Below are 13,939 nucleotides of genomic sequence, written 5' to 3' on the forward strand. Positions count from 1 at the left end.
GCCGGTTCTGGGGCCCAGAGCGTCGACACTCACGTCTGACCCACTGTTCACGGTCATCCTCACCCGAGGCGGACTGCGGGTTTCCGTAGTCTCGCCGGCAGGACGCCAGGTCCGCGCCGCGGTGGTGAAAACAGGGCTAAGGGATTCCGGGTGTCTGGGGCACTAGCGTCGCGGCGTCGCGCGCGCACGCAGCGTGCGCGGCGCACCACTGCACCTGTGAAAGGGATCCACTCATGACAGTCCCCCACCGTGATCTGCCGTCCCTCGACCTCGCACCGCCCGGCTTACTGCGCGTCAGCCCCCTCCTGCGCGACCTCCAGGAGCAGGGACCGCTCTGCCGGGTGCGCACCCCCGCCGGGGACGAGGGGTGGCTGGTGACCCGCCACACCCTGCTCAAGGAACTGCTGCACGACGAGCGCATCGGCCACTCGCATCCGGACCCGGCGAACGCGGCGCAGTACGTGCGCAACCCGTTCCTGGACCTGATGATCACCGACACCGACGCCGAGTCCGCCCGCCGTACGCACACCGAGTCCCGCCAGCTCCTGGCCCCGATGTTCGCCGCCCGGCGGATGCTCGAGATGGAACCGCGGGTGGCGGCGGTCGTGGACGCCGTGCTCGACGACTTCACCGGCCGCACGCCACCGGCCGACGTGCACGGCGGCGTGTCCGTGCCGGTGGCGACGACGGTGCTCTGCGACATCATCGGCGTGCCCCCGCAGAGCCGCGAACCGCTCACGGCGCTGCTGGCCGAGACGGCCGTGCTCGGTGACCGCGAGGGCGTGCGGCGCATGCAGCGCGACCTCTACGCGTTCGTCGCGGAGTTGGTCGGGGGCAAGCGGGTCGAGCCCGGCGAGGACATCATCACCCGCCTGATCGCGGGCGGGCTGTCCGACGAGCGCGTGACGCACCTGGCCGTGGGCCTGCTGTTCGCGGGGCTGGACAGCGTCGTGACCATCATGGACCACGGCGTGGTGCTGCTGGCGGCCCACCCCGAGCAGCGGGCGGCGGCGCTGGCGGACCCGGACGTGATGACGCGCGCCGTCGAGGAGGTGCTGCGGGCGGCGAAGGCCGGCGGCTCGATCCTGCCGCGCTACGCCACCGAGGACCTGACGGTCGCCGGGGAGACGATCCGGGCCGGGGACCTGGTCCTGTTCGACTTCAGCCTCCCCAACTTCGACGAGCGGGCCTTCGACGAGCCGGAGCAGTTCGACGTCACCCGGTCCCCCAACCCGCATCTGACGTTCGCGCACGGCATCTGGCACTGCATCGGCGCGCCCCTGGCGCGCATCGAGCTGAACACGGTCTTCACGCAGTTGTTCACCCGGCTGCCCGGCCTGCGGCTGGCGCACCCGGAGGACGAGTTGGCGGTGCGGGCCGGCCGGTTGTCCGGCGGGCTCAGTGAGCTGCCGGTGACCTGGTAGTCAGCGCACGGCAACGGCGGGCGGCCCAGGGGGCCGCCCGCCGTTGCCGTGTCACGGCGCCGCCGTCACGCGTCGAAGGTCGCCGCCAGCCAGTCGTCCGCGATCTTCGCAGCTGACGGGGCGTCGGCCCGGACGATGGACAGGTGGTCCGCGTCGATCTCGACGATCTCGGCCGACGGGATCATCTGGCTCAGCCCCTCGCCGCCGGCCGCGATGCCCGGGTAGAGCCGCGACGCCTGGATGCTGAGCACGGGGGCGGACATCTGCGGCACGTGGATGCTGTTCAGCAGGTGCATCCACCTGCCCATCGCGGACAGGTTGGGCTTGAGGATCCGCACCTGGGTCGCCTCCGCGGCCAGGAAGTTCGCCTTCAGCAGACCGCCGTAGTCGATGTCCTCGTTCTCCTCGTGCCGGATGCTGAGGGTGTCCAGCAGCACCAGGCCGGCGGGCTTGATGCCCCAGGTGCTCTCCAGCACGCCCGCGGCCGCGTAGGAGAACGCGCCGGCGGAGGAGTGGCCGACCAGGACGAAGGGTTCGCCGTCGCTGGCGCGCAGCACGCTCTCCGCGATCGACCGGGCGGCGCACTCGGCCGTGGCCGGCTGCGGGTCCCCCGGGGCGAAGCCGACCAGCGGCAGGGCGATGACGTTCCGTCGGCCGCGGAAGCGGGCGGCGAACCTGGCGTACTCGTGGACGCCGCCGTTGGCGGTGGGTGTGCTGATGCAGATCAGCCGCGGCGACGCCGAGCCCTCGGCGAGCGTGGTCGGCAGCGGCAGGTCCTCCAGTTCCGCGGTGTTCTCGAACGACGGGCCGACCCCGCCCATGGCCGACACCAGGCGCCGGGCCTCGGCGATCCGGTCCTCCCTGATGGAGGTGAGGAAGCGCTGCACCAGCCAGTCCTCCTGCTCGCCGGCGCCCGAGCGGGCACCCCCGGCACCACCCGGTGCGGCGACCCCGGCCGGCCGGGTGCCGAGTTCGCCGCCCAGCCACGTCGCGAGCTTCTCGGTGGTCTTGTTCTCGAAGACCACGGTCGCGGGCAGTTGCAGCCCGGTGGCCGCCGCGAGCCGGTTGCGCAGTTCGACGGAGGTCAGCGAGTCGAAGCCCAGCTCCAGGAACTCCCGGTGGGTCTCTATGCCCTCCGGCGAGGCGTGCCCGAGCACGGCGGCCGCCTCGGTCCGCACCAGGTCGACCAGGGTGGCCGTCCGCTCGTCCTCGTCCAGGTCCGCGAGCCGCCCGGTGAGGCCGCCCGCCGCGTCGGCGGCGGGCTGGCCGGCGGCGCGCCGGCGGGTGGCGACCAGGCCGCGCAGTACGGGCGGCACGGGGCCGTCGATGCGCAGCGGGCCGGCGGTCCGTCCCAGTGCGACGAGGTGGGCCGCGTCGCACGCCCCCGCCGCGTCGAACAGCGCCATGCCCTGCTCGACGGTGAGCGGCTTGGCCCCGTACACGGCGCTCCGCTGGAGGTCGGCCTCGGTCAGGTCGGCGGTCATGCCGCTGCCCGGGGCCCAGGCACCCCACGCGAGGGACTGTGCGGGCAGGCCGTTGGCCGTGCGGAGGCGGGCGAGCGCGTCGAGGAAGACGTTGCCCGCGGCGTAGTTGCCCTGGCCGGGGGCGCCGGTGACGCCCGCGATCGAGGAGTACAGCACGAACGCGGCCAGGTCGAGGTCCTCGGTGACCTGGTGCAGGTGCCAGGCGGCGTCCACCTTCGGACGCAGCACGGCCGCCAACCGCTCGGGCGTCAGCGACGTCACCACGCCGTCGTCGAGGACGCCGGCGGTGTGGACCACGGCGGTCAGCGGGTGCGCGGCGGGCACCGACGCCACGGCGGCGGCGAGGTCCTGGCGGTCGGCCACGTCGCAGGCGCGGACCTCGACCTCGGCGCCGTGGGCGGCCAACTCCTCGCGCAGGGCGTCCACGCCGGGGGCGTCGGGGCCGCTGCGGCTGAGCAGCAGCAAGTGGCGCACGCCTCGCTCGGTCACCAGGTGACGGGCCAGTTCGCGGCCCAGGCCGCCGGTGCCGCCGGTGATCAGGACGGTGCCGTCCGGGGCCCAGGCACGCGGCATGGTCAGCACGGCCTTGCCGGAGTGCTCGCCGCGGTGCACCGCGTCGAACGTTCCAACAGCCCGCCGGACGTCCCGGACGGTGACGGGCAGCGGGTGCAGCACACCCTGGTCGAACAGGGCCAGCAGCTCGTCGAACGCCGCCTGGACGCGTTCCGGGTCCGCTGCGGCCACGTCGACGCTGTGGTGGCGCACCTGGGCGTCGGACCCGGGGTCGTCGGCGTCGGCGCCGAGGTGCAGGAAGTGGCCGTCGGGCGCCGTCAACCGCAGTGCGGCGGCAGCGGGTTCGCCGGTCAGGTCGGTCAGCACCACGTCCATGCCGCGGTCCGCGGTGGCCGCCCGGAAGCGCTGCTCGACGTCGGTGGTCAGGACCGGGGCGATCCGGTCGGGCGCCACGCCGAGCTCCCGCAGGGAGGTCGCCCGGCCCTCGTCGGCGGTGGCGAACACCTCGGCGCCGAGGTGGCGTGCCAGTTGGACCGCCGCCGGACCGACTCCGTCGGCGTCCACCTGCACGAGGACCGACTGGCCCGGCCGCAGCCCGGCGAGGTCCTTCAGTGCGTGGTGGGCGGTCAGGAAGGCCAGTGGTGCGGAAGCGGCCTGCTCGGGCGTCCAGCCGTCGGGAACGCGGGTCAGCAGCCGCTCGTCGGCGACGGCCACCGGCCCGAGGCCGCCGGGCACCAGGCCCATCACCCGGTCCCCCGGGCGCAGCCGGCTCGTTCCGGGTCCGGTCTCGGTCACCACACCGGTGGCCTCGACGCCCAGCGGCGCGGCCGCGTCCCGGTGCTCGCCGAGGGCGTTGGCCACGTCCCGGGCGTTCACGCCGGCGGCCTGGACCTGGATGCGGAGCTGTCCTTCGGTGAGCGGTTCCAGGGCCTGCGGGCACGGCGCGAGCACCAGGTTGGCGAGGTTGCCACGGGCCGCGCTGTCCAGGCGCCACGGCCCGGCGGGCGGCAGCAGTCCCGCATCGCTGCCCAGGAGTGCCAGCCGCCCCACCTTGATGGCTCCGTCGCGGAGGACGAACTGGGCGTCCTCGGTGGCCAGCAGGCCGGGCAGCTCCGCGAGCAGGGTGGCGAGGTCCCCGTCGCTGTCGTCGACGTCCAACAGGGCGATCCGCCCCGGGTTCTCCGTCTGTGCCGAGCGCACCAGGCCCCACACCGCGGCCGCGGCCACGTCCCGCACGGGTTCGCCCTCGGCGGTGGAGACGGCGCCCCGGGTGAGGAACACCAGGCGGGCGGAGCCGGAGACCTGCTCCTCCCATTCGTGGAGCAGGCCCAGCACCGTGGCGGTCAGCGCGTGCGCGGCGGCGGGCACGTCCTCGCCCGTGCTGGACACGGGGACGACCACGAGGTCTTCGTCGCCGGTCAGTTCCGCCAGGGAGGCGACCGAGGCACCCACGCCGCCGAGGTCGTCGGCGCCCAGGGCCACACAACGGACGGCGGCCGGCTGCACCTCGGGGGCGGCCACCCAGTCCAGCGACAGCAGCGCGTCCTGCTCCGCGGTGCGCCGGGCGGCCACCGGGGCTGCCGCACCGGCCAGTTGACCGCGCAGTACCAGTGCCTCGGCGGACAGGACGGGGGCGCCCTCGACGTCGACGGCGGCGATGGACACCGCGTCGTCACCGGTCTTCACCACGTGGGCCCGCAGCACCGAGGCGCCGCCGGCGTGCAGCGACACGCCCTGCCAGACGAACGGCAGGAGCTGGTCGTCGTCGCCGCCGACACCGGCCATCCGGTGGGTCTGCAGCACCGCGTCCAGCAGCGCCGGGTGGATGCCGTAGGACGCCGCGTCGTCGGCGACCTGGGCCGGCAGTGCGACCTCGACGAACACCTCGTCCTCCCGGCGCCACACCGAGCGCAGGCCCTGGAAGGCCGGGCCGTACCCGGTGCCGTCGTAGAAGCCCTCCAGGTCGACGGCGACCGCGTCGTGGGGCGGCCAGACCGGGGCTCCGAAGTCCGCGATGCGTTCCGTGGTGGTCAGGGTGCCGTTGGCGTGCTGGATCCACGGCTGGTCGGGCGCGTCGTCGGCGCGCGAGTGGACGGAGATCGTCCGGGTGCCCCGCTCGTCGGGGGCGCCGATCAGCACCTGGACCTGGGCGGCGTTCTCCGCCGTCAGCACCAGCGGGGCGAGCAGGACGAACTCCTCGACCCGGCCGCAGCCGACCTGGTCTCCCGCACGCAGGGCCAGCTCCAGGAAGCCGGCGCCCGGGAAGAGGACGTGGTCACCGATGGCGTGGTCGGTCAGCCAGGGGTGGGTCCGCAGCGAGAACCGGCCGGTGAACACGGCCTCGTCGGAGTCCGCGAGGGTGAGCGTCGCGCCCAGCAGGGGGTGGTGCGCCGGGAGCAGCCCGACACCGGTCACGTCCCCCGCCAAGACGGCGGGCCGGGGCCAGTACCGCTCGTGCTGGAAGGGGTAGGTGGGCAGGTCCACGCGGTGGGCGCCGGTGCCGGCGAACCACGCGGCCCAGTCCACCGGCACGCCCGTGACGTGCAGGCGGGCGAGCGCGGTGAGCAGCGCGGTCTCCTCCGGCCGGTCCTTGCGCAGCGCCGGCACGACGGTCACGTCGCCGTCGAGAGTGTGCTGGGCCATCGCGGCCAGCACGCCGTCCGGACCCAACTCCAGGAAGACCGTGGCGCCCTCGGCTTCGAGTGCGCGCACGCCGTCGGCGAAGCGCACCGTCTCCCGCACGTGCCGCACCCAGTAGTCCGGCGAGCACAGCAGCTCCGCGGCGGCGACCTCGCCCGTCACGTTCGAGACGACCGGGATGCGCGGAGCCTCGTACGACAGCCCCTGAACCGCCTGCCGGAACTCCTCCAGCATCGGCTCCATCAAGGGCGAGTGGAAGGCGTGGCTCACCGCGAGGCGCTGGGTCTTGTGTCCCTCGGCCGCCAACTCGGCGGCGATGCACAGGACTTCACTCTCGTCGCCGGCTAGGACGACCGCCTCGGGGCCGTTGACCGCCGCGATCGACACGCCGTCCACCAACCGTGGCCGCACCTCGGCCTCGGCCGCCTGGACGGCCACCATCGCGCCGCCCGCAGGCAGCGCCTGCATCAACCGCGCCCGGGCCGCGACCAGCGCACTCGCGTCCGCCAGCGAGAACACCCCGGCGACGTGCGCCGCCGCGACCTCACCGATCGAATGCCCGGCCACGAAGTCCGGCCGCACGCCGAGCGACTCCGCCAGGCGGAACAGCGCCACCTCGACGGCGAACAACGCCGGCTGGGTGAAGCCCGTCTCGTCCAGGCCGTCCGCCGAGCCGAACATCACCTCCCGCAGCGCGTCGTCGAAGTGCGCCAGCACCTCGTCCAACGCCGCCGCGAACACCGGGAACCGGTCGTACAACTCCCGGCCCATGCCGACCCGTTGCGCACCCTGGCCGGAGAACAGCACCGCCACCTTCCCGTCGACGTCCTGGGCGAGGCCGCGCGCGACCTCGGACGTCCCGTCGTCCCCGGCCAGGAGCACCGCGCGACGCTCCAGGTGTGCGCGGGAGGTGGCCAGCGAGAAGCCCAGGTCGACCGGGGAGGCATCGGTCAGCGCGGTGACCTGCTCCAGCTGCGCGGCCAGTGCGTCCTCGGTGCGCGCGGAGACCGGCCATGGCACGGTCGACGGCGCCAGGACCGGCGCTGCGGGCAGCTCCGCGCCGTCCTCGTCGTCGCCCTCCCCGGCGACCGGTGCCTGCTCGATGATGACGTGGGCGTTGGTGCCGCTGATCCCGAACGACGACACGCCCGCCCGCCACGGCCGGCCGGCCTTGGGCCACTCCTGAGGCTCCGTCAGCAACTGCACCGCGCCGGACGACCAGTCGACGTGCGACGACGGTGCGTCCACGTGCAGGGTCGACGGCAGCACCCCGTGCCGCATCGCCAGGACCACCTTCAAGATCCCCGCCACGCCCGCGGCCGCCTGCGTGTGGCCGAGGTTGGACTTCACCGAGCCCAGCAGCAGCGGGCGTTCGGGGTCACGGCCCTGGCCGTAGGTCGCCAGGAGTGCCTGGGCCTCGATCGGATCGCCGAGGGTGGTGCCGGTGCCGTGGGCCTCGACGGCGTCCACGTCGTCGGGCGACAGTCCGGCGTTGGCCAGTGCCTGCTGGATCACCCGCTGTTGGGAGGGGCCGTTGGGCGCCGTCAGGCCGTTGGAGGCGCCGTCCTGGTTGACGGCCGAGCCCCGCACGACGGCGAGGATCTCGTGTCCGTTCCGGCGGGCGTCGGACAGCCGCTCCACCACCAGCAGGCCCACGCCTTCGGACCAGCCGGTGCCGTCGGCCGCCTCGGCGAACGCCTTGCACCGGCCGTCCGCGGCCAGTCCGCCCTGTCGGCTGAACCCGGCGAAGCTCATCGGTGACGACAGCACCGTCACGCCACCGACGAGGGCGAGCCCGCACTCGCCGGAGCGCAGTGCGTGGGCCGCCAGGTGCAGGGAGACGAGCGAGGAGGAACAGGCCGTGTCGACCGTGACGGCCGGGCCCTCCAGACCGAAGGTGTAGGACAGCCGCCCGGACAGGACGCTGCCCGCCAGGCCGGTGCTGGCGTGTCCTTCGACGTCCTCACGGGAGTTCAGCACGACGTTGGTGTAGTCGACGCCGTTCGTGCCGACGAAGACACCGGTGTCGGTGCCGCGTAGGGACACCGGGTCGATGCCGGCCCGCTCCAGGGCTTCCCAGGCGCTCTCCAGCAGGATCCGCTGCTGGGGGTCCATGGCCATGGCCTCGCGGGGCGAGATGCCGAAGAAGCCGGCGTCGAACGCGGCGGCGTCCACGAAGCCGCCTTCGGCCGTCGTGCTGCTGCCGCTGCCCCCGCCGGTGAGCGAGCTCAGGTCCCAGCCGCGGTCGGCGGGGAACTCCGCGATGCCGTCGCGCCCCTCGCTGAGCAGCTGCCAGAGGTCTTCCGGCGAACGCACGCCGCCCGGCAGACGGCAGGACATTCCGACGATGGCGAGCGGCTCCTGTTGGGCGGACTCGGCCTCCCGGAGCCGTTCTCGGGTCTGGTGCAGGTCGTTGGTGACCCACTTCAGGTAGTCAACGAGCTCGTGGTCGTTCGGCATGACGAGGAACCTTCCGTGTGAATGGGGGCCGGGTTCAGCGGTCGCTGTGACGCCCGAGTTCGTTGTCGATGAAGGCGAGGATTTCCACCGCGCTGGCGGATTCGAGACGTTCGGTGACCCCGGAGCCGTTCTCCTGCACCGCGGCCCCCCGCCACCTGTCCAGCAGTTGCGACAGGCGGTTGGCGACGGCGGTGCGCGTGCGGGAGTCGGGCGCGCCGGCCGCGAGTGCGGCGTCGAGCCGATCGAGTTCCGTGAGCAGGGCCGGGCCCGCCGCGGTCCGGGCTTCGTCCACGAGCTGCGCGACGAGGTGTTCGGAGAGGGCGAGGGGGGTGGGGTAGTCGAAGACGAGGGTGGCGGTCAGCCGCAGACCGGTCGCGGTGGCCAGCCGGTTGCGCAGTTCGACGGCGGTCAGCGAGTCGAAGCCCAGGTCGTGGAACTCCCGCCGGGCGTCCACCGCCTTGGCCGAGGCGTGCCCGAGCACGGCGGCGGCCTCGGTCCGCACGAGGTCGGTCAGCAACCGGACCCGGTCCTCCGGCCGTGCCTGCGCCAGGTTCCGGGCGAGCACGGCGGGGGCCTCGGCGCCGGGGGCGGAGTTCGCGGCGGTCCGCCGGGCACCCTTGATCAGGCTCCGGAGGACCGGCGGAACGGCGCCGCGCACCCGGGTGCCGGCGGCGACCGGGCCGACCGGGACGAGGTGGGGTTCGTCCGTCGCGGTGGCGGCGTCGAACAGTGCCAGGCCCTGCTCGGCGGTGAGCGGCGGCACGCCGGTGGCCGCGATCCGCTGCATGTCCGCGTCGGACAGTGCCCCCGTCATGCCGCTCGCCTGCCCCCACGCGCCCCAGGCGAGGGACTGGGCGGGCAGGCCCCGGGCGGCGCGGTGCCGGGCCAAGGCGTCGAGGAAGACGTTGCCGGCGGCGTAGTTGGCCTGTCCGGCGCCGCCCATCACGCCGGAGATCGAGGAGAAGACGACGAACGCCCCCAGGTCCGTCCCCCGCGTGAGGTCGTGCAGGTGCCAGGCCGCGTCCGCCTTCGGGCGCAGCACGCCCGACAGCCGTTCCGGGGTCAGTGCGGTGACCACGCCGTCGTCCAGCACACCGGCCGTGTGGATCACCGCGGCCAGCGGATGGGTGAGGGAGTCGAGCACCCGGCCGAGCGCGGCCCGGTCGGCGGTGTCACAGGCCGCGATCGTCACGTCGGCGCCGAGGGCGGTCAATTCGGCGCGCAGCGCGGCGGCACCCGGTGCGCTCTCGCCGCTGCGGCTCACCAGGACGAGGTGCTTGGTCCCGTGCTCGGCCACGAGGTGCCGGGCGAGGAGGCCGCCCAGGCCGCCCGTGCCGCCGGTGATCAGCGTCGTGCCGTCCGGGTCCCAGGCGGGGAGGTGCGGGGTGGTGTCGTCGGGTGCGGCCAGCCGGGCGAGCCGGGCGAGGTGCACCGTGCCGTCGCGCACGAGGAACTGGGCGTCGCCGGCGGCCAGCAGCCCCGGCAGCGCGGCCGGGAGGGCCGCGTCCGGGGTGTCCACCAGGGCGAAACGGTCCGGGTGCTCCGACTGCGCGGAGGCCACCAGGCCCCACACCGCAGCGGCGACCAGATCGTCACCGGACACCGCGCCGTCGGTCACGAACACCAGGCGGGCGGCGGCGAACCGGTCGTCCGCCAACCATGCCTGGATCAACCCCAGCGCCCACGCGGTCCGTTCGTGGACGGTGCCGGGGACGTCGTCGCCGGCGCCCGACACCGGGGCGACGACGAGTTCGGGCACGTCCGCCAGCGACGCCAGTCCGCCGGTGCCCAGCGTCACGCTGCGCACCTCGTCGGCGGCGGGTGTCGGGGCGGCCGGTACCCAGTCCAGCCGCAGCAGCGCCCCTTCCTCCGCACCGCTGTCGGCGGGTCGCGCGAGGGGCTTCCTGGCGGCCAGGACCAGGGAGTCCGCCGAAAGGACGGGGGCACCCGCGGCGTCGGCGACGGCGACGGCGTAGGTGTCCGGGCCGGTCCTCGTCAGGCGGATGCGCACGTCCGAGGCCCCACTGGCGTGCAGTTCGACCCCGTGCCAGGCCGACGGTGCGAGGTCCCCGTCGGGCGCGACCGCCTGCGTCACGGCTTCCAGCAACGCCGGGTGCAGGCCGAAGTCCGCCGCGTCGGCCACCTCGTCGGGCAGCGCGGCCTCGACGAAGGTCTCGTCGTCGAGGGTCCACCGGGCGCGGAGGGTCCGGAACACCGGGCCGTGCTCGACGCCCTCGTCGTGGTCCGTCGCTGCGGCGCCGGCCGGCGGCCATGCCGAGGCGTCGAACGCCGCCGTCCCGTGCGCCGTTCGTCCGGCGGTCGGTGCCGCGGGCGTCAGCGTGCCGTGGGCGTGGTCCGTCCACGGCCGGTCGGACGTGCCCGCGGCCCGCGAGGACACCCGGACCTCGCGCCCGCCGTCCGGGTCGGCGGCGCCGAGCCACACTTGGAGGAGCACGGCGTCGTCGCCGGCCAGGACGAGCGGCTCGGTGAGGGTGAGGGCGTTTACGTGGTCGCAGCCGATCTGGTCGCCCGCGCGGACGGCGAGATCGACGAAGCCGGCGGCGGGGAAGACGCACGCGCCGTCCACCACGTGGTCCAGCAGCCAGGGGTGGGTGCGCGGGGACAGCCGGCCGGTGAGCAGCAGCCCGCCCGAGCCCCCCAGCGGCACCGCCGCGCCCAGCAGGGGGTGTGCGGCGGGGAGCAGGCCGGCGGCGGTCACGTCCCCGGCCGACGCGGCGGGCGCGGGCCAGTAGCGCTCGCGTTGGAAGGAGTAGGTGGGCAGGTCCACGCGGCGGGCGCCGGTGCCAGCGAACCACGCCGCCCAGTCCACCGGCACGCCCGCGACGTGCAGCCGGCCCAGCGCGGTCAGCAGGGCGCGTTCCTCGGGCCGGTCCGCGCGCAGGGCGCTGACGCACAGCGCGGCCTCGTCCAGGCTGTGCTGCGCCATCGCCGTCAGGACGCCGTCCGGGCCCAACTCCAGGAAGACCGAAGCGCCTTCGGCCGCCAGTGTCCGCAGGCCGTCCGCGAAGCGGACCGTCTCCCGCACGTGCCGCACCCAGTAGTCGGGCGAGGACAGCAGCTCCGCGGCGGCGACCTCACCCGTCACGTTGGACACCACGGGTATCCGCGGAGCCTGGTACGACAGCCCCTCGGCCACCCGCCGGAAGTCCGCCAACATCGGGTCCATCAACGCCGAATGGAACGCGTGGCTCACCGCGAGGCGTTGCGTCTTGCGTCCCTCGGCCGCCAGCTCCGCGGCGATCCGCAGCACCTGGGGTTCCGCACCGGCGAGGACGACCGCCTCGGGGCCGTTGACCGCCGCGATCGACACCTCGTCCACCAGCCGCGGCCGCACCTCCTCCTCGGACGCCCGGACGGCCACCATGGCCCCGCCGGCCGGCAACGCCTGCATCAACCGCGCCCGCGCCGCCACCAGCGCACAGGCGTCCTCCAGGGACATCACCCCGGCCACGTGCGCCGCCGTGATCTCCCCGATGGAGTGCCCGGCCACGAAGTCCGGGCGGATCCCCCAGGACTCCACCAGCCGGAACAGCGCCACCTCGACGGCGAACAGCGCGGGCTGGGCGAACCCGGTCCCGTCCAGTCCGTCGACGTCCCCGAACATCACCGGGCGCAGGTCCGGCAGTTCGTCTGCGAACTGCGCCAGCACCGCGTCCAGGGCCGCCGCGAACGCGGGGTGCCGGCCGTGGAGTTCCCGGCCCATCCCGACGCGTTGCGCGCCCTGCCCCGAGAACAGCACGGCGAGCGGGCGATCCGCCTCCGCCCGGCCCCGCGCCGCCTCCGTCAGCGCGCCGTCGGGGGACGCGAGCAGCACCGCGCGGTGCGCGAACGGCGAGCGCCCCGAGGCGAGCGAGAAGCCCACGTCCAGCGGCGACGCCGTACCGCGGCCGGACGTGATCCGTTCGACCTGTGCCGCCAGTGCCTGCTCGGACTTGGCCGACACCAGCCACGGCACGTCGGTGGGCGCCGTGCCGGGTTCCGGCCGTGGCGCGTCGTCGGGGACGGCCCGTTCGATGATGACGTGGGCGTTGGTGCCGCTGATCCCGAACGACGACACCCCGGCCCGCCAGGGCCGGTCGCCGGCCGGCCACCCCTGGGGCTCCGTCAGCAGCTGCACCGCGCCGGACGACCAGTCCACGTGCGACGACGGCTCGTCGACGTGCAGGGTCGGGGGCAGCACGCCGTGCCGCATCGCCAGGACCACCTTCATGACCCCAGCCACCCCCGCGGCCGCCTGCGTGTGGCCGAGGTTGGACTTCACCGAGCCCAGCAGCAGGGGGCGTTCGGGGTCACGGCCCTGGCCGTAGGTGGCCAGCAACGCCTGGGCCTCGATCGGGTCCCCCAGGGCGGTGCCCGTGCCGTGCGCCTCGACCACGTCCACGTCGCCGGTCGACAGCCCGGCGCCGGCCAGGGCCTGCCGGATCACCCGCTGCTGGGCCGGGCCGCTGGGCGCGGTGAAGCCGTTGGAGGCGCCGTCCTGGTTGACGGCCGAGCCGCGGACGACGGCGAGGACCGGGTGCCCGTTGCGGCGGGCATCGCTCAGGCGCTCCACGAGGAGGACCCCCGCGCCCTCCGACCAGCCGGTGCCGTCGGCGGCGTCGGCGAACGCCTTGCACCGGCCGTCCGCCGCCAGGCCGCCCTGCCGGCTGAACTCCATCAGGGAACCGGGCGACGCCATCACGTTCACGCCGCCGACCAGGGCCAGCGTGCACTCACCGGCCCGCAGGGCGTGGGCCGCCGTGTGCAGGGCCACGAGGGACGAGGAGCAGGCCGTGTCGACGGTCACCGCGGGGCCTTCCAGGCCCAGCGTGTAGGACAGCCGGCCGGACGTGGCACTGGCGGCGATGCCGGTGCCGATGTCCCCGGTGGCGTCGGTCAGCGAACGGATCAGCAGGTGGGCGTAGTCTTGGCCGTTGGTGCCGATGAACACGCCGGTGCGGCTGCCGCGCAGCGTGGTGGGGGCGATGCCGGCGCGCTCGATGGCTTCCCACGAGGTTTCCAGCAGCAGCCGCTGTTGTGGGTCCATGGTGACGGCTTCGCGCGGGGAGATGCCGAAGAAGTCGGCGTCGAAGTCCCCCACGCCGTCGAGGAAACCCCCTTCCTGACTGACGGCGTTGCCGCGGGCGTCAACGCCGGCGTCCCGCAGGGCGCCCAGGTCCCAGCCGCGGTCCGTGGGGAAGGCGCCGATCGCGTCCTTGCCCGCGGCCAGCAGTTCCCACAGGTCCTCGGGCGACGCCACGCCGCCCGGGTACCGGCAGGCCATCGCCACGATGGCGATCGGTTCGGTGGCCGCGGCGACGAGCTTGTGGTTCTGCCGGCGCAGGTGCTCGGCCTCCTTCAGCGAGGCGCGGAGGGCTGCGACGACGGTTTCACTGGATGTGGTCATGGTCCGCTCTT

At 74.6% G+C, this 13,939-nt stretch carries 2 protein-coding genes and 1 pseudogene; 1 reads left to right on the forward strand and 2 read right to left on the reverse strand.

The window, feature by feature from the left end:
• Nucleotides 1-233 precede the first annotated feature (233 nt).
• Nucleotides 234-1,424: a cytochrome P450 gene (locus ACO0M4_RS32260; protein ID WP_430374616.1), complete on the forward strand. Its 1,191-nt coding sequence runs from the start codon at nt 234-236 to the stop codon at nt 1,422-1,424.
• Between the two features lie 65 nt (nt 1,425-1,489).
• Here ACO0M4_RS32260 and ACO0M4_RS32265 read toward each other — a convergent pair whose 3' ends face one another.
• Both ACO0M4_RS32265 and ACO0M4_RS32270 read right to left on the reverse strand, forming a co-directional pair.
• A complete protein-coding gene (locus ACO0M4_RS32265; RefSeq protein ID WP_430374617.1) occupies nt 1,490-8,521 on the reverse strand; it encodes an SDR family NAD(P)-dependent oxidoreductase in 7,032 nt (2,343 codons plus the stop codon).
• Nucleotides 8,522-8,555: 34 nt separating this feature from the next.
• Nucleotides 8,556-13,901 (reverse strand): annotated as a pseudogene (locus tag ACO0M4_RS32270) (SDR family NAD(P)-dependent oxidoreductase); the annotation flags it as partial.
• Nucleotides 13,902-13,939: the final 38 nt, after the last annotated feature.

The sequence above is a fragment of the Streptomyces sp. RGM 3693 genome (assembly GCF_050471125.1).
GTDB lineage: Bacteria > Actinomycetota > Actinomycetes > Streptomycetales > Streptomycetaceae > Streptomyces.

Excerpts from the sequence above, each read along its gene's own strand:
- ACO0M4_RS32260 (WP_430374616.1), top strand. The coding sequence starts at position 234 with ATGACAGTCCCCCACCGTGATCTGCCGTCCCTCGACCTCGCACCGCCC.
- ACO0M4_RS32265 (WP_430374617.1), bottom strand. The coding sequence starts at position 8,521 with ATGCCGAACGACCACGAGCTCGTTGACTACCTGAAGTGGGTCACCAAC.